Raw genomic sequence first — 21,422 nt, forward strand, 5'->3', positions numbered from 1 at the left:
GGTCGGGTCGGTCGCTGGGCGATTACAGCCCGAAGCCTTAAGCACCTCAGCCCTTCAACACCCCAGCATCATTCGGGCATGTCGGCTCAGGCGTGGTCTCGAACAACTTCTTGGCCCAGCGCTCGGCGGCGGTGTACCAGGCGACGCTGGAGTTGGCGATCTCCTGCTGTGCCTGTTCCGAGCCATTGGCAGCGGCTTTGTGCAGCCAGAGCTTTCGCTGTTTCTGATCCAGGGGGATATCCCCTTGCCCAAAGCCGTAGGCGTAGCTCAGCGCGTACTGCGCGGGGGCATAGTTTTGTTGGGCGGACTGGCACAGCCAATACCCGGCTTTGCGATCGTCGCTGCTGTAACGCGCGTCCCATTCATCGAGTTGCCCATCGGCCGAGGCGAAGGCGTCCTCGACGCCTCGGTCGGCGCTCCAATACAGCTTGCTCAAGGCGAACTGGGCTTCGGCATTGCCTTTTTGGGCTGCCTTTTCGTAAAAATACATGGCGGTTTTCACGTCCTGCTTGACGCCGGTTCCCTGCAAATGGCTGGCGGCGAGTTCCATGAGCGCCAGGTCCAGGCCGTGTTTGGTCGCAAGCGTCAGGTACTTGATCATTTTCTTCTGGTCGGGCTCGCCGAGCAGGCCGTCGCGGTAAATGATCGCGATCTCGAAGGCCGCGCGGTCGTTGCCCAGCTCCGCAGCCCTGCCGTACCAGCGTATGGCACCGGGATAATTCTGTTGGGTGTAATAGGTGTAACCCAGGTTAAAGGCTGCGGCGACATCGCCTTCGTCGGCCTTTTTGATCAGCGCCATCTCCTGCTCATAGCCCTCGGCAGCCTCGACGGTGAAAGGCAGTGCATCGTCGGCTTGAGCCACATGCGCGGTCAGGGAAGTGAAGCCGAGCATCACATAGAGCAACCAGCGTGGGCAGCGCGTCATAAGCAACGTCCTTGTAAAGGTGGGTACAACGGCGGATGCGTGATGATCCGGGGTGGACAGAGCCTACTCGCCCTGCTTGTTCGCCAGCAAGGCAGCCGATCCGGTTGATCGGGCACGGCATGCAAAGAATGCGTGCAGCCAACCGGTGCTACCGCTATAAAAGGCCCTCTTCGCTCAAGGATCCGGCCCCATGAAATTCGACCTCGCCTACTGCATCAGCCTCGACGACAAGTTGTCGATCTATGACGTGCGCGATCTGAATTTCGACGAGACTCTGGCCTTCGACTCGGCGAAAGAACAGTTCCAGTGCCCCAACGATGCCTGCCGCAGCGCGTTCGAGGCCGGCAACGGCTTGGGTACCTTCAACGCAAAGAACATCAATTACATCCGCACCCCGCACTTCAAGAACCTGCCGGGCACCCTGCATATAGAGGGCTGCCCTTATGGCAGCAGGACGCTGGCTGGCGAACTGGACAGCAGCGAGAACGAGGACGCGCGTGAAGAGCACTTCCCGTCCGAGCTGTTACTGGCCCGCCGCGAATACCAGCGCAAGCCTGCCGCCAGGACCGACGCAGTCCACTCCCCTCAGGACATTCCCGCGCCTGCCTCCCGCAGCGATACGCCCTACACCGCTCGAGACACTGCGCCGGATAAAACCAGCGTCTTCGCCCATCCGGTGGAATGCTTTGTGTCGAATATCGACGACAAGGAGCTGCTCAAGCGCATGCCGCTGAAGATCGGCGAGCACAGCGCGTCCTATGCCACGTTTTTCAAGAAGATCGAGTACCTGCAAGACAACAGGGGCTTGATCTACTGGGGCAGGATCAAGGAGATCAAGGACTACAACCTGAGCTTTCGCATCGATTTCGAGCAAAAGGTCTGGCTCAAGAAAGACCCCGACGCCAAGAAAAAGCCCTATTCGGTCAATGTCTACCTGAGCAAGAAACTGATCGACAACTACCGCAAGCGCAACGCTTTTCTCGAGGAGATCAAGCACGCCATCGACAGCAAGCGGGAGTTGTATTGCTTCTTTTACGGGGTGACGCCGGAGCTGAAGCAGGTGCCGAGCAAAAAGAGCCCCGATCAGACGTTCGAGGTGTTCAGCGCCAATATCGAGAGCCTTGAGCACTTCATCATTCGTGAAGCGCCGGGGCTCAAGGCGCAGTCAGCCACAGGCTCTTAGTCAGGCAGGTGCAACGGGACCCCGCCCGGGGTCTTTTTGACGATGGAGTACGGCAGGTAACTCCAGCTCGGCCAACGGCAGGCCGAGGCCGCCTGGACGAAATCAGGGTTGAAATACAGGCCCTTGGCGGTGAAGTACCAGTTGGCAAATTTCCAGCGCTGCTCATTGTCGTAGTCGCAGCCGCCCTGCTCGCCGGCGTCTTTCATCTGTCGCGGGTACAGCTCCTGGAAGTAACCCACCAGCCAGCGACCGAAGAGGGTGTTGCGATAGTCGTAGTAGGCGTCAGTGATTTCGGCCGGGTAATGGTCGCGCCCTGGCATGAATTCCTCGTAGTGAATCGGCTCGCCCTCGGCGATCCACATCACGTCCTCCAGGGTCAGGGGTCGGCCCGTGCTGGCATCCAGGTTGATCGGAAACTGATCCTGATTGGGGCTGGCGCCGCCACACATGAACTCATGGCTGACACTGACGCTGATCACCGAGGACGTCAGCAGCATCGGCTTGGCCGTCTGCTCGAAAGAACCCTCGTCACCGCCGGCCAGCAGACAGCCGTGATAGGCCACCACCGCCTGCCACAAGCTGCTCGACAGCTGCAGGTTGATGGCCTTGAGCGCCGGCTGCGGGTAACCGGCCACCACTTCAAACAGGGTCGCGCCGGATTCGGGCTCGCTCCACCATTGCAGGCTGTAGCCCATGAAGTTCTGCTTTTTACCGGGCTTGAGCTTGAGCTCCAGCAAACGCAGGTAATCATAGGGCGCCATGTCGTGCATCAAGGCCAGGTACGGAATCGGCTCGGCCGGCAGTGGCGGGATCCGCGCCGGGCTTAATTCGATCTTGAGGCTCTTGCCATCGGCGCCTTTCCATTCGCCTTGCCAGCCCTTGGCCGAAGGTTCCAGGCGCAAACCGGGGTGGGCGCCGCTGCTGCCCCAGCGACTTTCCTCCAGCACCAGGGCATCGCCCTCGCGCTTGCCTTCAAGGCGCAGGTCCTTGTGGTACTTGCGGTAGAAGTAGCGCCCCTGAACATCACCCGCCATGTCCTCGAACAGCTCGACGACAATCGGTGCCTGGCCGAGGGTGCCGGTGAATACCTGCTTGCCCTCGCTGGCCCAGACCGGGGCCGTCAGCAACATCGAGTAGAGCGCGAAGCGACAGGTCCGCAGCAGCAGTCCTTTGAACATTGAACGGTCCTTGAAAAACGAGCAGGCGCCCGGCAGATGAAATAAGCGATTCAGGGTAATGGCAACGCCAGGCGACCGGGATGCTGCCTGACAAGGCTGTAGGGCAATACGCTCCACACCGGAGCCCGGCACCCGCCCTCGCTGTGGGAAAAAGCCGGAAGCACATGCAATCCCTCTATTCCCAGGTACCAATTGACGTACACCCAGCGCTCCACATTGCTGTAGTCGCAACCCTCCTGATCGCTTGCTGGAGGGGTCAGGCCCTGGGGGTGAAGGGCCTGGAGCTGACTGATCAGCCAGGGGGCAAGACGCTGCCGGCGATACTCGGCAAAACCGCTGGAGTCGACATCGGACTCCTCCTCGCCCCAGCCATTCTCATCTCGCACGTAGCGAAATGCCCGGCCCTCACCGAGCCACAACAGGTCCTCCAGGGTCAGTTCCCGGGCGGTGTCCACCTGCAGATTGAAGCCGGCCTCGGTTTCGTCCGGGTGCGGCCCGCCGCAATCCCAGCTCCTGGAAATACTGACACTGAGCAACGCCGGGCTTAGCAGTTTGGGGCGAGCTTGCTGCTCATAAACCGCTGCCTCGCCGCCATTGAGCCGGCACTCGTGGTATTGCTCCACGTCGCGCCACAGGCGCGTCATCAGTTGCTGATTGATCCGTGTGCGCTGCTCAGTTGGGTAACCTTCGACCACTTCGAACAGGCTGACGTTGGACTGCGGTTCGCGCCACCACTGCAGGGTGTAGCCCATGAACACCTGTTTCTTGCCCGGTTGCAGGGTCAGGCCCAGCAGCCGCAGGTATTCATAAGGCGCACCGGTGTAGAGCGTGGCCAGGTACGGCAGCGCATCACTGGGCAGGGGCGGCAGTTGGGCCAGGCTCAACTCGACCTCGAGTTGCTTGCCCTCGGGGCTTTGCCACTGCCCCCGCAAGCCGCTGGCAGTCTCGCGCAAGCGCAGGTGTGGCAGCGCCTTGCCATCCCCGCCCCGGTCCTCGCCTTCGGCCAGGCTGATGAGCTGCCCGTCGCGGTGGCCATTGAGCACCAGGTCCAGGTGGTACTTCTGGTAGAAGTAACGGCCGTTCACCTCGTTGTCATTGGAGCTATCAAGCATCAGGACAATCGGCATCTTGCCCAGGGTGCCGCGGTAGACCCGGGGGCCTTCGTCCGCCCACAGCGAACTGCACAGCCCAAAACACAACACGGCGGCCAGTGACAGCTGGCGCAACAGGCCCTTGAACATTGGATGATCCTTGAATAAAGAGGCCGCAGGCCACGGTGCGATGGGATCAGGGCCGGGCATACAGGCTTGGCTCCGGCAGCTTCAGCCCGGCCTTGCCCGGATACTGCTGCAACATCGGGTACGGCAGCACCGACCAGACCACACCACCACACCATTGCAGTTTTTCCGGGTAGACCGGCGACAGGTACAGGCCCTGGGGCGTGAAGTACCAGGCCGGGTTCCGCCAGTGGCTGGGGTTATTGAAATCACAGACTCGATCGGCCTCTTCCGGGGCCAGCATGGGTTGCGGATACAGGCTCTGCAACTGTGCCACCAGCCAGGGCGCAAACACCTGGCTACGGTAATCGTCGAAGGCCTTGGCCTGCGTTTCTGGCAAGTGCCCGTCAGCTTGGCGCCGCCGGTCACCCACATTCATCGCCGGACCCTGGCCCACCCACAACACGTCTTCCAGAAACAGCGGCTGAGCGCTGTGGGCGTCGAGGTTGACCGGCTGCTCGCCCTCGTCGGGGGTTTCGTCGCCACAACGCCGGGCGATGTAAAAGCTGGCGCTGACGATCTCCGGGGTCAGCAACGTGACCGAAGTACTGGCCTGGTGATAACTGTCATCAGCGCCGACCTTGGCCAGGCAGGTGAAATGCGCCGCCACTTCGGACCACAGGCGCTGGCGCAGGTGCTGGTTGATCCGCTCGCGCTCCTCGGGCGTATAGCCTGAAAGCACTTCGAACATTTTTATTTTCGAGGTCGGCTCGGTCCACCATTGCAGGCTGTAACCCATGTATTCCACCGGCTCACCGGCCGTTAGCTGCAGCCATTGCAAACGCAGAAAATCGTAGGGCGACGCCTGGTAGGTCTCGGTGAACACCGGCTGTGCCTCGGCCTGTGGCGGGTCAACCCGAGCGGGATCGAGGGTCAGCAGGGTCTGTCGCCCTTCAGCGCTCATCCACTGGCCCTGCCAGCGACCATCGGGGATTTTTTTAAGGCGCATCCGCGCAGAGGGCGTGTAGCGATCCTCGGCGTGCTCCTCGAGCAGCAATTGGTCGGCTTCGAGCGTGCCGGCAATACGCTGATCATGCAGGGCGTTTTTTGCAAAGTAGCGACCACTGACCTTGGCCGGGTTGCTCAGGTCCAGTTGCAGCACAATCGGGGTGCTGTCCAGGGTCCCGGTATACAACCCGTCCACCGGCCGCGCCTGCCGAGATGGCCACAACCCAATCACCACCAACAATGCCAGCAGCGCCATGGCGACCCAGAGTGCGCGCCAACCGAAGCGTCCTTTGTACATTCAGCCTTCCTTGAACAGGGGGGCGACAGGAACGAGGCCTGCCTGCCTGATAACGGCGCTGAAGTATGGCGAGGTTGGCCGGCAGAATCGACTGCTGGCGCGTTAAAGATTCAAGCGTCGGGAAGGCGGATTCATTGCCAGCACATGCTCAACAGCACCAGCAGCAACAGGCCGATATACACCCGCGCATGCAGGCGATCGGCGATCCGCCCGATCCACGGCGACGCCAGGCGAATACCCAGCAACGAGCCGAGGGTCAGCACCGTGAACGCCAGCAGGTCGACATAGCCGATAAACCAGGGGCCCAGGTCGAAATCGCTGAACCCGGCCAGCACCAGGTAAGTCAGGGTACCGGCCAGGGCCACCGGCACACTCAGCGGATTGGCCATGGAGGTGGCCTGGGTCATGCTCAGCCCGCAACGGCGCAACAGGGGCACGGTCATGACGCTGCCGCCCACGCCGAGAAAGGTTGCAATGACACCGATCCCCAGGCCGCTGCCGGCCGTCCGCGCTCGCCCCAGGAGGCGCGGCGTGGCGTTGACTGAGGGTTGTAGAAAGCCGCGACGCAGCACGCAGTCGGCGATGGTCAAACCCAGGTAGGCGATAAAGGCGTAGCGAATCACCTCGCCATCCACCCAGCTCGCGGCCAGCGCACCGAACACCGCGCCAAGCCCGATATAGCCACCCAGGGGCCACACATACTCGCGGAGCAGGTTGCCGGCGCGCCGGTGTTTGAAGGTGGCGAGCAGCGCGTTGACGATCATTACGCAGGTCGATGTGGCCACCGCCACCTGCATCGCCGACTGGCTGATCGCGCTGTCGCTGCCATGACTGGCCAGCAGCAGGCGATAGAGCAAGGGCACCACCACAAAACCGCCGCCAAACCCGAACAGAACCGCGGTGACACCGCTCAGGCAGCCAAAAAGTGCGAGGAGTAAATAAAGCATCGAACACCGTCCATCAGCAGAAAGAACGCGAACGATAGAGCGCAGACCCTTGGCTTGCTTGCGTAAGCCAGCCAATACTATTCGCGTTTACGCCAACTGCCGGACGGTGCCTGGATGCGCAATATTTCGATCAACCAACTGGACCACACGCCGCGCCCGGTGGTGGCGATTGGCACCGACTACCCCGACGGCTATCTGCTGGCGCGCCACAGTCATCGCCGTGCCCAATTGCTGTATGGCGCCACCGGGGTCATGCAGGTCAGCACCCGCCACGGCAACTGGGTAGTGCCGCCGCAGCGCGCGGTGTGGATCGCGCCGCAGGTCGAACATGAGGTGCTGATGCTCGGGGTGAGCACCCGCAGCCTGTACATCGAACCGGCACGCGCACCGTTGCTGGGCAGCGAGTGCCAGGTGATCAGTGTCTCGCCCTTGATGCGCCAACTGCTGCTGGAGGCGGTCGAGATGCCGCTGGAGTACCAGCAGGACGGCCGTGATGGGGTGCTGGTCAGCCTGCTGCTGCATGAGCTGGCGCGCACTACCCGCCTGCCGCTGCATATCCCCCTGCCGGCCGACGCTCGCCTGCTGGAGTTGTGCCGCTCGTTCCTGCAGCGCCCCAATGCCCATCAGTCGCCGGAACGCTGGGCCGAGCAATTGCACATCAGCCTGCGGACCTTCAATCGCCTGTTTCGGCAACAGACCGACATGAACTTCGGCCAATGGCGACAGCGCGCCTGCGTGGTCCTGGCCCTGGCACGCCTGGCCGCCGGGGAGCCGGTGACGCGGATCGCGATGGATTTCGGCTACGACAGCCCGGCGGCATTCTCGACCATGTTCCGCCGCGTACTGGGGCAAGCCCCCTCGACCTATCTGAACCACCCGCTTTAGAGCCCCGGGAAAAGCCTTGTCACGAACCGCCGGGCCCCAGGCTGAAAATGAGTTTGATTCGGGCGCCAAACAACTGTACAAATAAACAGTACTTTAGCGAACCACCTGTCATCCTCCCGGAGAAAACCATGGCTTCCCTCGCGATGAAAATCACCCTGGAACGTATCGCGCTCTATCAATTCACCCCGGAACACTGCACCCAGGCCCGCGACTTGCTGGGCTGGGACATGGAGCAATTGGCTCAAGCATCCGGCGTCTCGGTACAGGCTATCCAGCGCTTCGAAGCCGGCTTCGAATTGCGCGACGTAACCCGCCTGGCCCTGGCGTTTTGCCTCGAGGCCGAGGGCCTGGTGTTCTTCCCCGGTTTCTCGCCCGGCCGTGGCATGAATATCCGCGGCGCCACCCCCAACCCCAAGGAACGGTCTGACTACGCCATGATTGAGTGATTCAGCCACGCATTCAGCGGACCTGGTGCAACTGCGGCAGCACTTGCCGCATGCCCCTGCGGCAAGTGCTGATTGACGGGCGTTACAGGCTGTTGAGGGGCACAGGGGCCGCGGTACTTTCCACGTCCAGCCACCAGGGCGTACCGCGCTGGGGCTGCTCCAGGTTGAAGGCCTGGCCCATTTGCGGCGTGGTGATGGCGATGCTGCGCTCCCAGGCCAACTCCAGGATGCGGTCGAAAGGCTCATACCAGGCGTGCATCGACAAATCGAACGTGCCGTTGTGAATGGGCAGCAGCCAACGGCCCTTGAGGTCGATATGGGCTTGCAACGTCTGCTCCGGTTGCATGTGCACATGGGGCCAGTCGACGTTGTAGGCGCCGGTTTCCATCAGGGTCAGGTCAAAGGGGCCGTACTGCTGGCCGATGCGCTTGAAACCATCGAAGTAACCAGTATCGCCACTGAAAAAGATCCGTGTGGCGCCGTCGAGCATGACCCACGAAGCCCACAGCGTGCTGTTGCCGTCGAACAGCCCGCGTCCGGAAAAGTGCTGCGAAGGCGTAGCGACAAAGCGGATGCCGGCCACTTCGGTGCCCTGCCACCAATCCAGCTGGCGCACCTTGTCGGCGGGCACTCCCCATTTGATCAGGGTGTCGCCCACTCCCAGTGGCGTCAGGAAGCAGCGGGTTTTATCCGCCAGCTTGAGTACGGTCTGATGATCCAGATGATCGTAATGGTCATGGGACAGAATCACCGCCTCGAGCGCCGGCAACTCTTCAAGGCTGATGGGCGGCTGATGAAAACGTTTCGGCCCGGCCCATTGCACCGGCGATGCGCGCTCGGCAAATACCGGGTCGGTGATCCAGAACTTGTCACGCAGTTTTAACAGGACGGTCGAATGGCCCAGGCGAAACACACTGTGATTGGGCGCAGCCAGCAACTGCTCGCGGCTCAACGGTTGTACCGGGATAGCTCCGGCCGGACGGGTATTACGCGGTTTATGAAAAAGAATGTTCCAGAAAATCCGCAACGTCTTGCGCAAGCCTTCACGCTGTACCGGAGCGTGATTGCGATAGGCGCCTTGTTCCTGGCGCGAGGTTTCAAGGCGAGTGGCGCCGTTGGCGCGGGAAGAAAGAGTGGCCATGACCAAGTGACTCCAAGGAACGCGGCGTGGTTCCGATGATGCTCTGCGGGATGAAATGGCCAATGCACGCACGCGTCAGCCGACAATCATTGTTCTGCGCTTTCTCCAGACAACAACTACACTGCACAGTGTAGTTTCTAGATTGCAACAACACGCAGAAGAAGTAAACTGCCCGGTGCAATTTCCCCCATCAGCCTTGAACCTCACTTATGACAGCTCCAACGCGCCTCACCGACCGAAAACGCGAAGCCATCATCCAGGCGGCGATCAGCGAATTCCGCGCCAGCGGTTTCGAAATCACCAGCATGGACAAGATCGCCGCGACGGCCGGTGTTTCCAAGCGCACGGTGTACAACCACTTCCCGAGCAAGGAAGAGTTGTTTGCCGAAATCCTGCATAAGTTGTGGACCAGCATCTGCGCCGAATCAGACACCGTCTACCGCCAGGATCGGCCTCTGCGCGAGCAACTCCAGGAGCTGCTGCAGGCCAAGATGCACATGCTCGCCGACGACAACTTCCTCGATCTGGCGCGCGTGGCGATAGCCGCCACCATCCACTCCCCCGAGCGTGCGCAAAACATGGTCGCGCGCCTTGGGGAGCGTGAGGAAGGACTGACCAAGTGGATCCGTGCGGCGCTCGACGATGGCCGACTCAAACCCCTGGCCCCGGAGTTCGCCGCCCACCAGATCCACGGGTTGCTCAAGGCCTTTGCCTTCTGGCCTCAAGTCTCCCAGGGCCAGCCTGCCCTGCCGCCCACGGAGCAGGTAGCGGTCATCGAGTCGGCATTGGATATGTTCCTGGCGTGCTACCAGCTCTGAGCCCGAGCGGTACCTTCTGCCCATATAGCCCCACGGATTCGCCGCCCCGCTGCTTGAACACCGCCCAGATAGGGCGGTTCCGCAATGAAATGGCTTCGAAGGACACTGATTATTCTGCGTGGAATAAATGACAATATTCACCGCGCTTATCCGATAAACGGTTAGATCGGATAAACACTCGAGTGATTCAGAGCAATTCGGTGCAGGGAAAAATGGAAAACCAACGCGGCAAAGGGCTGTCATTTGCCAAAAGAATCTATATGCCAAGAATTGTCGGCCTGGGGATCGGCTGCCTTAGCGTATACGCCGCGCTCTACCCACTGCCGATGCCCAACTGGGTCTGGGTGCTGCTGATCTTCAATGGCTTCGTCTGGCCGCACATCGCCTACCAGCTGTCGACCCGTTCGAGCTTTCCCTACCAGGCAGAGCGCCGCAATCTGCTGTACGACTCGGTACTGGGCGGCTTCTGGGCCGCCACCATGCAGTTCAACCCTCTACCGACGGTGACCATTCTCGCGATGATGGCGATGAACAATGTCGCAGCGGGCGGCAAGCGCCTGCTGATCCGCGGTGCGCTGGCCCAACTGGGTGGAGTACTGATTTCCTGGATGCTGTTCGGCCCGGGGGTCGTCAACCATGCCAGTACTGCGCAAATCTACGCGTGCCTGCCGATGCTGACCCTCTACCCCCTGGCCGTGGGCATGGTGTGCTACCGATTGGCAATCAAGTTGTCCGAGCACAAGCGCGCCTTGAGCGCCCTGAGCCGGATCGACAGCCTTACCGGCCTGCTCAATCACGGCTCCTGGAAAGACCTGCTGCACATCAAGTTCCACAAATGTCGACAACAGCAGGCTCAGGCGACGATTGCCCTGATTGATGTCGATCACTTCAAGAGCATCAATGACAGTTATGGCCACATCGTCGGCGACGCCGTGCTGCGCCAGTTGAGCAGTGATCTACGGCTCAATCTGAGAGAGAACGATCTGGCCGGGCGCTACGGCGGCGATGAGTTCTGCGTGATTCTGCCGAGCCGCTCACTGCATCAGGCCGCTGAAGTGATGGAACGGCTGCGTGAGGTGTTCAGCAACTACCGCCACAGCGAAGTGCCGCAATTGCGGGTCAGCCTGAGCATTGGCCTGGCAGCGTTCCATCCCCGGTTCGACGATGCCGCCACCTGGCTCAACGAGGCCGACAAGGCGTTGTACCGAGCCAAAAACACCGGCCGCAACAAAATCGCCAGCGCCGAACCCGCCCAGGATTACCCCGTGGCCAAACTGGCCTGAGCCCTGCCGCTCGTCAAAAAACTTGTACAAAAAGGCCGTTCTGTATTTATTTGTACAAGTTTATTTGGATTTCTCCTGGCGCTAGCCAGCATAATGATGTCATCGCGTAGACCCCAAACTGTCGCCGCCATGGATCGCGTACTGTCACCTGGTGCTCCTAAATTGCCTGGCAGGTGCGTCGTCTTATACAAATGGCGAAAACCCGAGGAAAAACCGCGGCCGTGCATCACATCCATCCTTGCTTTATGTCAGTCATGGAACGCTGACATCAGCAGACAATGCCGAGGCACCCGAGGCTTCGGTATGCAGGCGAACTTGAACAGGGACCGACTTCCCCGTTTTTCCCACTGAGCACCCGCGACCATGCTATTCAAACGCCATAACCAGACCATCCAGAACCTGCAGCAAACCGTCGCCCAACAAGCCAGCATGCTCGACGCCATCGAGCGCTCGATGGCAGTGGTGGAATTCGACATTGACGGCAATGTGCTGCGCGCCAATGACAACTTTCTCCAGACCATGGGCTACCGCGAGCAACAGGTGATCGGCCAGCCCCATCGCCTGTTCTGTACCGAGGCATTTACCCGCAGCAATCAGTACCGCGAGCTCTGGAGCCGCCTGAAAAATGGCCAGTTCGAGTCCGGGACCTTCGAACGTCTCGACAGCAAGGGCCGTTCGGTCTGGCTGGAGGCCAGCTACAACCCGATCCGCGACGCTTCGGGCACAGTGGTGAAGGTGGTCAAATACGCCCTCGACGTGACGACCAGGATCCAGCAGGAAACCGACGCCAAGGGCAAACTGGACGCCATCGACCGGGCGATGGCGGTGATCGAATTCGATCTCTCGGGCAACATCCTCAGCGCCAACCAGAACTTCCTCAATCGCCTCGGCTACAGCCTGGCCGAGCTCAAGGGCAAGCACCACCGGATTTTCTGCCCGGCAGAACTGGTCAACAGCAGCGCCTACCAGGACTTCTGGCGCCGGCTCAATCTGGGCGAGTTGTTCAGCGGTCAGTTCGAACGTGTCGACAAGCGCGGACAGACCCTGTGGCTGGAGGCCAACTACAACCCGGTGTATGACGCCAGCGGGCGCCTGTGCAAAGTGGTGAAATTCGCCTCCGACGTCACGGCCATGGTGCAGCAGCACGAACGGGACGCGCAAAGTGCCACACAGGCCTACCACATCTCGGTCGCCACCCGAAAAGTCGCCGAACAAGGCACCGAGGTGATCCAGCAGGCCGCCAGTGAAATGCGCCATATCGCCGAGAACATCGAGGGCTCGTCCAGCCTGATCGCCCAACTCGGCGAGCGCTCCGAGCAGATCACCGCCATCGTCAACACCATCCGCGCGATTGCCGACCAGACCAACCTGCTGGCGCTCAACGCGGCCATCGAAGCGGCACGCGCCGGGGAACAAGGCCGAGGATTTGCCGTGGTGGCTGATGAGGTCCGGCAATTGGCCGCCCGCACCAGTGGCTCGACCGCGGAAATTTCCGCGATGATCGACGTGATCCAGAACGAGACCCAGCAAGCCATCAAAAGCATGCAGGGCACCCGGGACCGAGCTTCCAAGGGCGTCGGCCTGGCCGACCAGGCAGGCACGGTGATCCTGCAGATTCGCGATGGCACCAGCGAAGCGGTGCAAGCAGTGAGCATGTTCGCCAGCGAGCGCAAGGCGCTCTAATTCGCGCCGGCCCGATGCCATCCAAGGCATCGGGCAATGCCTGACAGGGCTATAGTCGCCCAACGTCCCAGTGCATTGCAGAGAACCCCATGAGCCCGAAAAAACCTGAAGCCGCCAGCCCTGCCGCCCCCCTCGACCACCTGCGCTTTCACCGTCCTCACGCTCATCTCACCAGTACCTTCGGCAACGATACCTTTGCCCTGAAGGCCGAGGCCTTTGCGCGTTTTTTCGGTACCCCGACCTTTCTCGGGGCCCAGACTCTGATCGTACTGGTGTGGATCGGCCTCAACCTGGCCGGCGTGACCACCTTCGACGTCTACCCGTTTATCCTGCTTAACCTCGCGTTCAGCCTGCAGTCCGCCTACGCCGCGCCGCTGATCCTGCTGGCGCAAACCCGCCAGGCGGCACGCGATAAGGCCCAGGCCGACGCCGATGCCCAACACCGCGAGGCCATCGCGGTGGCCAACGCCGACCGCCAGGCCCAGGCCGCGCAAAACACCGCACAGTTGCTTGAGCTACTGGAGCAGAACACTCAGTTGACGCAGATGACCAAGCAGTTGACCGAACGCATCGAAAGCCTGACCACGGAAATGCACCAGCACTTTGTGCGCAAGGAACCGCCACAGGCCTGAGGCGTCAAGGCAGGCGCACGCCCCGCGCCAGCTCATCAAACAAGGTCACCACCGAGCGCAATGCGCGGCAATCCGGCCGGGTCAGCAGCCACAAGGCGGTATCGCAGCCGCTCAAGGCCTCGCTCAAGGGCTGCAAACCGGAGCCCTCGCCCAACAGGAAGTCCGGCAACACCGCAACCCCCAGCCCGGCACGAGCCAGTTCGCTGACCGACAACATGCTGTTGCAGCGATAGGCGGGCCGCACCCCGGGCCACTGTTGGCGGCGCCAGGCCACCGTCGGGTGATCAGGGAGAAAATCGTCCGGAGCGATCCAGGTCAGCCGCTCCAGATCCACACTTGCCAGCGTTTTCAGATAGGCGTCGCTGGCGCAGACCCGATAAGACACCGCCCCCAGTCGCCGCCCCACCAGGTGCTCGGGCGGCGTGCGGGTCAGGCGCAAGGCGATGTCGGCATCGCGACGGCTGAGGTTGGCGAAATCATTGGAGGTGCACAGCTCGACCGCGAGCGCCGGGTAGGCCGGCATGAAGCGCGCCAGGGCCGGTAGTAGCAATCCCTGCAATACCGAGTCGGTACAGGTCAGGCGTACCGTGCCGCTGATGACTTCACCGCCCTGCTCGACACCGACCCGCGCCGCTTCCAGTGCCTGCTCGGCGCGCTCGGCTTGCTGCGCCAGGGCCTGGGCCAGGCTGGTGGGCAGATAGCCGGCGCGGCTCTTGTCGAACAGCTGCTGACCCAGGGCCGCCTCCAAGCGGCGTACGGCGCGAAACACGGTCGACACATCGACCTTGAGCAGCGCCGAGGCGCGGGCCAGCGAGCCACCCCGGACCAGGGCAAGGATCAGGGCGAGATCGGGGTAGTCCAGTTGATAGTGCGTGGCTGCATTGAACACTTGGGTAAACGCCAATATTGATTGCGTGGACGCCAATCTATAGTGGCGTCCAGCAATCAACAAGCCTTGGCCCCACCGGAGTTCGAGCATGCCCGTTACCACGCCCCAGCCCCCCGTCCGCATTGCCCTGATCGGCGACTACGACCCGCAGATTACCGCCCACCAAGCCATCCCCAAGGCCCTGGAACTGTCCGCCGCCAGCCTTGACCTGAAGGTCGAGGCGCAGTGGCTGGCCACTGAACAGATAGATGCAGGCACGCCGCTGGAGCGTTTCGATGGTTTCTGGTGCGTACCGGGCAGCCCCTATCGCAGCTACGAGGGTGCGATGCGGGCGATTCGCTTTGCCCGCGAACAACAACGCCCCTTCCTCGGCACCTGTGCCGGCTTTCAACATGCCTTGCTGGAGTACGCACGTCATGCCCTGGGCTGGAGCGATGCCGAGCACGGCGAGATTGCGCCACAGGCCGAGCGCGCCGTGCTCTCGCCGTTGAGTTGTGCCCTGGTCGAGGTCAGCGGCACCGTTTATTTGCAGGAAGGCAGCCAGATCGCCCAGGTCTACTCAACCCTGAAGATCGAGGAGGGGTATCACTGCCGCTACGGACTCAACCCGCAATTGGCCCCCCTGCTGCTGAGCCAGGGCCTGCATGCGGTGGGCCATGACGCGGCGGGCGATCTGCGGGCGGTGGAGCTTGCAGGCCATCCGTTCTTTATCGGCACCCTGTTCCAGCCGGAACGCGCCGCCCTGGCCGGCAGCGTTGCGCCTCTGGTCAGTGCCCTGCTCAACGCCTGCCGGGGGCCGCGCCAATGATCGGAAAAACACCCGCCCCGCCCTACTACGCGGTGATTTTCAGCTCCCAGCGCCGCGAGTTCGACGCCGACTACGAGATCGCTGCCACACGCATGCTCGAATTGGCGCAACAGCAGCCCGGGTTTCTCGGCGTGGAATCGGCCCGCGGCGAGGATGGCTTTGGCATCACCGTGTCGTACTGGGCCAGCGAGGCGGCGATCCTGGCCTGGAAACAACATGCCGAACACAGCGCCACCCGCGAGCGCGGGCGCCGCGACTGGTACGCGTCGTTCGACACCCGGGTGTGCAAGGTCGAGCGCGCTTATGGGTTCGAACGCTGAGGCAGGTCCGGCTCAGCCGTGGGCGTGCTTGACCAGGCTGCGCACCGCTGAAATCTCCGGCATGTCGTCGCGGCGCATGTACACCCGCAGGGGTTCGGTGATGTTGATCCGGTCATCGATGTTCTGGTCCAGCAGCAGCTGGATCAGCTCGCGGCTGAGGGTCATGGCCGGGCCGCTGCCCAGGGCCCAGACGAATTCACAGGTGGGGATGATGGCGTCGTCCGCAACGTCCATGCCGAAGGAGTCTTCGCTGAAACGCACGATGTAGCGGCCGGTCTTGCGATTGAAGCCGACAAAGCCCTTGAGCTGGTCGGCAGCCTGACAGATAAGCTCGGAAGTGATGCGCATGGTAAACCTCACTGAGGGTCCCGCAGGACTCGTGGTCGATGGTTTACACGCCGGGCAAGAAAAAGAATGTTCGAGGTTTCCCTCTGACGGGGAAACTGCAGGGCCCAAGAGTACTGCAAAGCGCTGCACAAACGTGTGGGAAAAAAGTCGCAGGGGGGTAATGCCGATCAGTTAAGCGATAGAGCGAGCACAAAATAACCTGTGGCGAGTACAGCGATCGTCCTTAACTGACTGGCATTAGTCGCAGGGGGCGCTTTTATGTCGCTGCCGCGATAGCACTGGCGCGCCGCAGTTGTTAAAAGAGAGGCCTCTGCCAATGCCCTCACGAAAGGACTTCGAGCATGCCGGTCACCTTCACCCACAGCGCCCTGTTATTGAGCCTGCTGCTTGGCTTCGGCCAGGCCCAGGCTGCCAGCGAGCGGGAGCCCGCCGCACTGGCCGCCAGCAATGGCATTCCTTACCCGGCGGTGATCGCCCACCGGGGGGCTTCGTTCGATGCGCCGGAGTCCACGGCGGCGTCTTACCGGCTGGCCCGCGACCTGGGCGCCGACTACCTGGAGATGGACCTGCAGCGCAGCCAGGACGGCGTGCTGTTTGCCCTGCATGACAACAACCTGCAACGCACCACCGACGTCGCCAGCAAATTCCCCGAACGCAAGGACAGCCCGGCCAACCAGTTCACCATGGCCGAACTGAAAACCCTGGATGCCGGCAGCTGGTTCAACCAGGCCTACCCGGACCGCGCGCGCCCCGCCTACGTCGGGCTGAAGATCCTGACCCTGGATGAAATCATCGACATCGCCCAGGGCAACCCGCAACACAAACCCGGGCTGTACATCGAGACCAAGGAGCCCAGGCAGTTTCCTGGCATCGAACGCGACCTCCGGGAAAAACTCCAGGACCGCGGCTGGCTGAGCCCGGCCGGTTCGAAACTGGCCAAAAGCGAACTGGCGGTCGGCCAGGGCAAAGGCAAGGTGGTGTTGCAGACCTTCGATAAACACAGCCTGGAGTTGCTGCAAAAAGAGATGCCACGGGTGCCGAAGATCCTGTTGCTGTGGGTCGGTGCCGGCAGCATCGAAGCGCAATCCCGGCAGACCTTTGCCGAGAGCGGCGAAAAAACCAAGGCTGCCTTCTACGCCAAACAGCACCCCAAGGACGAGGCCGAATTCAAGCGCTGGGTCGACTACGCCAAGGCCCAGGGAGCCATCGGCACCGGCCCCTCGACCCAGCTCAGTGACCTGGGCGACCAGAGTTACTCCGACCTGGTACAGCCCTGGATGAACCAGTACACCCATGACCAGGGCCTGCTGGTGCACGCCTACACCGTCGATGAACCGGTGGACTTCAAGCAGGTGCTGGATGCCGGCGTCGATGGCATCTTCACCAACCGCACGAGCGAGTTGCTCAAGTACGTCAAGCGCCCGGCTGGCGCCAGCGTCGCGCAACTGCTCGAAGCCAACGGTTACTGAGCATGGGCAGCGGGCGGCGGCTGCCGGCAGCCGAGTGGACCGGACAGCTCTGGCTCGGCCGCGACTATGGCTTGATCCACGGTGAGCTGGGGCGTACCACGCCCCACGCCCATTACGCTCATCAGTTGCTTCTGGCCGTGGAACAGCCACTCACCATCAGCCTTGACGGCGCCCTGCACACCGGGCGCCAGCTGTTTGTTCCGGCGATGCGCAGCCACGCGATCATCGAGGCAACGGGCGTGGTGTTCACGGTCTATGCCGAACCCTTGCTGATCGATGCCCAGGCGTTGCAAGACGCCGTGCGCAATGCCGAACTGTCGCTGCCCGGACTGGAGCAGGCCTTGCGCCAGTGCCCGCGCCAGGCGATCCAGGATCCGCGCATCGAACGGGCGCTGGCGGCGCTTGACGCGGCCCTGGTCGGCAAGGTGCCGGCGGCGTCCCTGGCGGCCCATGCCCATCTTTCCCTGAGTCAGCTGGAGCGGCTGTTTGCCAGCCAGGTCGGGTTGCCGGTTCGGCGCCTGGTGCTGTGGCGTCGGCTGCGCCTGGCCATGGCTCTGGTACTGGCTGGCAAGTCGGTGACCGACGCCGCCCATGGCGCCGGTTTTGCCGACTCGGCGCACTTCTCGCGGACCCTAAAGGCGCTGTTCGGCGTGACCGCACGCCAGGCCCTGCAAGGCATTGAGCTGCGCCTGCTGGAATGACTCAACGGCGCAACGGCGGCGGCACCTGCGGCTCGCGACTCAGGGTCGGCGCCTGGAAGGGGTCGAGCAACTGCGGCCAGTAATCCACCGGAAAATCCGGGCGGCTGCCGATGCCCAGGTCGCCGTCGCGAATCGGGTATTCATGGCTGTAAAACGCCGTGCCCAGCAGCCAGTCCCACAGGTTGAAGAACAAACCGAAATTCACATCCCCAGCGCGGCCGTACTTCATATGGTGCAGGCGGTGCATCGGCGCCCAGGCGAACACCCAGCGCAACGGCCCCAGGCGCATGTCGACATTGGAGTGCTGCAACAACAGCTGGATGGCGATGGCAAAAGCCAGCAACTGCGCCACCTGCAACGGCAGGCCCAGCGCCAGCAACGGCAACAGCCCGGCCGTTGCTTCGACCAACTGGTGCAACGGGTGCTTCATCAAGCCATTGAAGCCATACAAGCGCTGCACGCTGTGATGCACCGCATGCAGGCGCCAGAGCAGCGGCAGGCGATGGCTGGCGTAATGGGCCAGGGTGATTCCGCAATCGGCCACCACAATGGCCAGCAGCACCTGGGCCCACAACGGCCAGGCCTGAGGCCACAGGCCGTCATGGCCGAGCAGCGCCACCAGCCCCGGCACCAGCAGCAGGCCCAGGGCGTTCAGGCTTTCATTGACCAACGCATGCAGCACATCGCGCAGGCGGTCCTGACGCGGGCGGTTCCAGCAGGGCTCATAGGGCAGCCACCACTCGGCCATGAACGACACCCCCAGCGCACCGACAAACAACAGCGCCAGCCAACCCGGTGCAACCCCGCCCTCTCCCACCAGCCACACCCCGGCCCCGATAAAGCCAAACCAGAACAACGGTGCATAGATACTGCCCATCAAGCCTTTCATAAGGTTCTCCCGTGATCGAGCCCGCAGCATGCAAGCCGGCGCCGTCACGGAATTGAACAAACGGCGCAAAGGTTGCGCCAAATTAAGGGTGAATTAAGTTCGAGCGGCTAACCTGAGGCCACTTAAACAGTTCACTTCAAGGAATACACAGATGAAAACGTTGACTGCCCTGTTCGCCGCTACCGCCCTGACCCTGACCGCTGGCCTGGCCCAGGCTGACGTTCGCCCCGACCTGATTCCGGGGCTGCTCAAGGCTGGCACCATCATGGACCTGGAAAAACTCAACCAAACCGCCCTGGCCCAACACCCCGGCACCACCGCCGCCAATATCACCGACACCGAACTGGAACACTCCGCCGCAGCCGGCTACGTGTACCAGGTGGAACTGCGCGATGCCAAAGGCTTGAAATGGGAAATCGACCTGGACGCCAAGAGCGGCAAGGTCCTGAGCAACAAGCAAGACCAGTAAGGCAACCGACATACAGGCCGCGCGTCCTCAGGGATGCGCGGCTTTTTTGTGGCGCGCCGCTGGCAAACCGGCGCCAGAAACAAATCCGCCCGGGGCCCAAGGAAATTGCCACCCACCCGCGTCAGCTCGCTAGAATCACACCCAGGTTCGGCGGCGCATAAGGTGTCGCGCCTTTTGTGCAGAGAATGAAATGGGGCAGACAGCAGCCGACATCGCCACCATCGGCCGGATCAGCGCAGTGCCGGCGATGTTGCAGGTGATTCGTGAAATGACCGGCTTGCGCTTTGCCGCGGTGGCCCGGGTCACCGATACCTCGTGGCACGCCTGCGCAGTCCTGGATGACCTGGAGTTCGGCCTCAAGGTCGGCGGCGAACTGGACCTGGTCACCACCCTGTGCCACGAAATCCGCTCGGCCCACGTCTCGGTCGTGATCGACAAGGCCAGCGAAGACCCGCACTACCATAATCACCACACCCCACGCCTGTACCGCTTCGAAAGCTATATCTCGGTCCCGGTGTTTCGCACCGACGGCAGCTTCTTCGGCACCATCTGCGCCCTCGACCCGAGCCCGGCGGCACTCAAGGCCAGCGCCATCCAGAGCACCATGGAGTCGTTCGCGCGCCTGCTGTCGCTGCAGATCGAGGCCGAAGAAAGCCAGCAACAGACCGAAGCCGCGCTGCAGCAGGAGCGCCAGACCGCCGAGTTGCGCGAGCAATTCATTGCCGTGCTGGGCCATGACCTGCGCAACCCGCTGTTCGCGATCAATGTCGGTGCCGAACGCCTGCTGCGCAAACACCCGAACCCGGCCACCGACCCGATCGTGCAGCACATCCTCAACTGTGGACGGCGCGCCGCACAGTTGGTCGAAGACGTGCTGGACTTCGCCCGGGGACGCCTGGGGCCCGGCATCACACTGAACATCGCGTCCAGCCAGGATCTGGAGCAAACCCTGCATCACGTGGTGGCGGAAGTGCAGAGCGTGCACCCGGAGCGCCCCATCCAGTGTGTGATCGGCGATTTGCAGGGCATCCACTGCGACCGCGACCGGGTCGCGCAACTGCTCTCCAACCTGGTGGCCAATGCCATCACCCACGGCGCGCCCGAAGGCCCGGTGCAGGTCAGGGCCGAAGTGCGTGAGGGCGTGTTTATGCTGGCGGTGCAGAACCCGGGGCAGATTCCCCCGGCGATCCTGCCCTACCTGTTCCAGCCGTACTCGCGCCCGGCCAGCGACACGCCGCAGGCCGGACTGGGCCTGGGGTTGTACATCGCCGACCAGATCGCCCGCTCCCACGGCGGGCGCATGGACCTGGCCTCAAGCGCCGAGCACGGCACGCTCTTCACCTTCAGCCTGCCCCTCTGAAACTCGGGCCTGAAACCAGGGCCTGATCTCAGGCCGTGGTGTCGACCAGCGAGCCGGACGAACTGCTGCTCGAATCCTGCAAGGCTTGCAGCAGTGCGGCGGTGGCGGTCTGCAGCGAGCCGCTGGTGGAGGCGATCTGCGATTGCGCGGCAGCCACCGCGGCGGCCTTGGCATCCTTGCTGTCCTGACTGGCCTGGGCGGCCTGCAGCTGCTGTTGCTGCTCCTGCAACTCTTTCTGCAATTGCGCAATCTGCTTGCGCAGCGCCTTGACCGCATCCGACTCGTCGCTGCTGCTGGAACTGCCGCCGGACGCCGCAGCCCCCGACGCACCGGCCGCCTTGCTGCTGTCGCCGGAGGCAGCGCTGGCCGAGGCAACCCCGGTCTCGGTGCTGCTGGCCTCATCGCTGGCGCTGGTCGCCAGCTTGCGGGTGGTGACCTGGGGTTGGGTAATGGAAACGGAGCTGATACTGACCATGGGCATGGGCCTCGTGAGTTGGGGTTTGCCCTACCATCGACGCCAGCCCG

Annotated in this window: 23 protein-coding genes; 13 read left to right on the plus strand and 10 right to left on the minus strand. The window is 62.4% G+C overall.

Annotated features, from left to right (window positions below; genetic code table 11):
* Positions 1 to 46 precede the first annotated feature (46 nt).
* On the minus strand, positions 47 to 892 hold the full coding sequence (locus JFU57_RS32680; protein ID WP_242487596.1) for a tetratricopeptide repeat protein: 846 nt from the start codon (positions 890 to 892) through the stop codon (positions 47 to 49).
* A gap of 223 nt (positions 893 to 1,115) precedes the next feature.
* Here JFU57_RS32680 and JFU57_RS32685 point away from each other — a divergent pair, with 223 nt between their 5' ends.
* A complete protein-coding gene (locus tag JFU57_RS32685; protein WP_201132017.1) occupies positions 1,116 to 2,108 on the plus strand; it encodes a hypothetical protein in 993 nt (330 codons plus the stop codon).
* On the opposite strand, the gene JFU57_RS32690 is transcribed toward JFU57_RS32685, so the two are convergent.
* The 4 genes from JFU57_RS32690 to JFU57_RS32705 form a co-directional block, all read right to left on the minus strand.
* Positions 2,105 to 3,286 (minus strand): hypothetical protein, encoded by a 1,182-nt coding sequence (locus JFU57_RS32690; RefSeq protein ID WP_201132018.1) that lies wholly within the window; start codon positions 3,284 to 3,286, stop codon positions 2,105 to 2,107. The genes JFU57_RS32685 and JFU57_RS32690 overlap by 4 nt on opposite strands.
* Before the next feature lie 50 nt (positions 3,287 to 3,336).
* Positions 3,337 to 4,527, minus strand: a complete 1,191-nt coding sequence (locus JFU57_RS32695; protein ID WP_201132019.1) for a hypothetical protein — start codon at positions 4,525 to 4,527, stop codon at positions 3,337 to 3,339.
* A 46-nt stretch (positions 4,528 to 4,573) separates the two neighbouring features.
* Positions 4,574 to 5,809 (minus strand): hypothetical protein, encoded by a 1,236-nt coding sequence (locus tag JFU57_RS32700; protein ID WP_201132020.1) that lies wholly within the window; start codon positions 5,807 to 5,809, stop codon positions 4,574 to 4,576.
* A gap of 131 nt (positions 5,810 to 5,940) precedes the next feature.
* A complete protein-coding gene (locus JFU57_RS32705; RefSeq protein WP_201132021.1) occupies positions 5,941 to 6,756 on the minus strand; it encodes a sulfite exporter TauE/SafE family protein in 816 nt (271 codons plus the stop codon).
* 114 nt (positions 6,757 to 6,870) lie between these two features.
* Here JFU57_RS32705 and JFU57_RS32710 point away from each other — a divergent pair, with 114 nt between their 5' ends.
* Together JFU57_RS32710 and JFU57_RS32715 are read left to right on the plus strand one after the other, a co-directional pair.
* Positions 6,871 to 7,641: an AraC family transcriptional regulator gene (locus JFU57_RS32710; protein ID WP_201132022.1), complete on the plus strand. Its 771-nt coding sequence runs from the start codon at positions 6,871 to 6,873 to the stop codon at positions 7,639 to 7,641.
* A gap of 128 nt (positions 7,642 to 7,769) precedes the next feature.
* Positions 7,770 to 8,087 carry a helix-turn-helix domain-containing protein gene (locus JFU57_RS32715; RefSeq protein ID WP_020295700.1) on the plus strand — a complete coding sequence of 106 codons (318 nt, stop codon included), beginning with the start codon at positions 7,770 to 7,772 and terminating at the stop codon, positions 8,085 to 8,087.
* 82 nt (positions 8,088 to 8,169) lie between these two features.
* On the opposite strand, the gene JFU57_RS32720 is transcribed toward JFU57_RS32715, so the two are convergent.
* Positions 8,170 to 9,228, minus strand: a complete 1,059-nt coding sequence (locus JFU57_RS32720) for an MBL fold metallo-hydrolase (protein WP_201132023.1) — start codon at positions 9,226 to 9,228, stop codon at positions 8,170 to 8,172.
* Positions 9,229 to 9,437: 209 nt separating this feature from the next.
* On the opposite strand from JFU57_RS32720, the gene JFU57_RS32725 reads away from it, so the two are divergent.
* The 4 genes from JFU57_RS32725 to JFU57_RS32740 all read left to right on the plus strand — a co-directional run bounded on the left by JFU57_RS32725 (position 9,438) and on the right by JFU57_RS32740 (position 13,644).
* Positions 9,438 to 10,046, plus strand: a complete 609-nt coding sequence (locus tag JFU57_RS32725; RefSeq protein ID WP_078470870.1) for a TetR/AcrR family transcriptional regulator — start codon at positions 9,438 to 9,440, stop codon at positions 10,044 to 10,046.
* A 212-nt stretch (positions 10,047 to 10,258) separates the two neighbouring features.
* Complete coding sequence (locus JFU57_RS32730) at positions 10,259 to 11,329, plus strand: diguanylate cyclase (protein WP_201132024.1); 1,071 nt, start codon at positions 10,259 to 10,261, stop codon at positions 11,327 to 11,329.
* A 363-nt stretch (positions 11,330 to 11,692) separates the two neighbouring features.
* Positions 11,693 to 13,012, plus strand: coding sequence for a methyl-accepting chemotaxis protein (locus tag JFU57_RS32735; RefSeq protein ID WP_201132025.1), 1,320 nt, complete (start codon positions 11,693 to 11,695; stop codon positions 13,010 to 13,012).
* Between the two features lie 89 nt (positions 13,013 to 13,101).
* Positions 13,102 to 13,644: a DUF1003 domain-containing protein gene (locus JFU57_RS32740; RefSeq protein WP_201132026.1), complete on the plus strand. Its 543-nt coding sequence runs from the start codon at positions 13,102 to 13,104 to the stop codon at positions 13,642 to 13,644.
* A 4-nt stretch (positions 13,645 to 13,648) separates the two neighbouring features.
* Here the strand turns inward: JFU57_RS32740 and JFU57_RS32745 are convergent, their stop codons facing one another.
* Complete coding sequence (locus JFU57_RS32745; RefSeq protein ID WP_078470943.1) at positions 13,649 to 14,596, minus strand: LysR family transcriptional regulator; 948 nt, start codon at positions 14,594 to 14,596, stop codon at positions 13,649 to 13,651.
* A 25-nt stretch (positions 14,597 to 14,621) separates the two neighbouring features.
* Between JFU57_RS32745 and JFU57_RS32750 the strand changes: the two genes are divergently transcribed.
* On the plus strand, positions 14,622 to 15,341 hold the full coding sequence (locus tag JFU57_RS32750) for a CTP synthase C-terminal region-related (seleno)protein (RefSeq protein WP_201132027.1): 720 nt from the start codon (positions 14,622 to 14,624) through the stop codon (positions 15,339 to 15,341).
* Positions 15,338 to 15,661, plus strand: coding sequence for an antibiotic biosynthesis monooxygenase family protein (locus tag JFU57_RS32755; RefSeq protein ID WP_201132028.1), 324 nt, complete (start codon positions 15,338 to 15,340; stop codon positions 15,659 to 15,661). The genes JFU57_RS32750 and JFU57_RS32755 overlap by 4 nt, the downstream gene beginning before the upstream one ends.
* Before the next feature lie 12 nt (positions 15,662 to 15,673).
* Here the strand turns inward: JFU57_RS32755 and JFU57_RS32760 are convergent, their stop codons facing one another.
* Positions 15,674 to 16,009 carry a DUF2025 family protein gene (locus JFU57_RS32760; protein ID WP_078470876.1) on the minus strand — a complete coding sequence of 112 codons (336 nt, stop codon included), beginning with the start codon at positions 16,007 to 16,009 and terminating at the stop codon, positions 15,674 to 15,676.
* 341 nt (positions 16,010 to 16,350) lie between these two features.
* On the opposite strand from JFU57_RS32760, the gene JFU57_RS32765 reads away from it, so the two are divergent.
* Both JFU57_RS32765 and JFU57_RS32770 read left to right on the plus strand, forming a co-directional pair.
* Positions 16,351 to 17,478, plus strand: a complete 1,128-nt coding sequence (locus JFU57_RS32765) for a glycerophosphodiester phosphodiesterase (protein ID WP_201132029.1) — start codon at positions 16,351 to 16,353, stop codon at positions 17,476 to 17,478.
* Positions 17,479 to 17,480: 2 nt separating this feature from the next.
* Complete coding sequence (locus JFU57_RS32770; protein ID WP_242487595.1) at positions 17,481 to 18,179, plus strand: helix-turn-helix domain-containing protein; 699 nt, start codon at positions 17,481 to 17,483, stop codon at positions 18,177 to 18,179.
* 1 nt (position 18,180) lies between these two features.
* Here the strand turns inward: JFU57_RS32770 and JFU57_RS32775 are convergent, their stop codons facing one another.
* Positions 18,181 to 19,068 carry a sterol desaturase family protein gene (locus JFU57_RS32775; RefSeq protein ID WP_201132030.1) on the minus strand — a complete coding sequence of 296 codons (888 nt, stop codon included), beginning with the start codon at positions 19,066 to 19,068 and terminating at the stop codon, positions 18,181 to 18,183.
* A gap of 151 nt (positions 19,069 to 19,219) precedes the next feature.
* Between JFU57_RS32775 and JFU57_RS32780 the strand changes: the two genes are divergently transcribed.
* On the plus strand, positions 19,220 to 19,537 hold the full coding sequence (locus JFU57_RS32780) for a PepSY domain-containing protein (protein ID WP_201132031.1): 318 nt from the start codon (positions 19,220 to 19,222) through the stop codon (positions 19,535 to 19,537).
* Positions 19,538 to 19,727: 190 nt separating this feature from the next.
* The gene (locus JFU57_RS32785; protein ID WP_201132032.1) at positions 19,728 to 20,897 is read left to right on the plus strand and encodes a GAF domain-containing sensor histidine kinase; all 1,170 of its coding nucleotides are present in this window, start codon (positions 19,728 to 19,730) and stop codon (positions 20,895 to 20,897) included.
* Between the two features lie 28 nt (positions 20,898 to 20,925).
* On the opposite strand, the gene JFU57_RS32790 is transcribed toward JFU57_RS32785, so the two are convergent.
* Positions 20,926 to 21,372, minus strand: coding sequence for a hypothetical protein (locus tag JFU57_RS32790; RefSeq protein WP_201132033.1), 447 nt, complete (start codon positions 21,370 to 21,372; stop codon positions 20,926 to 20,928).
* Between the last annotated feature and the right edge of the window lie 50 nt (positions 21,373 to 21,422).

This window comes from Pseudomonas sp. TH07 (genome assembly GCF_016651285.1).
Lineage (GTDB): Bacteria > Pseudomonadota > Gammaproteobacteria > Pseudomonadales > Pseudomonadaceae > Aquipseudomonas.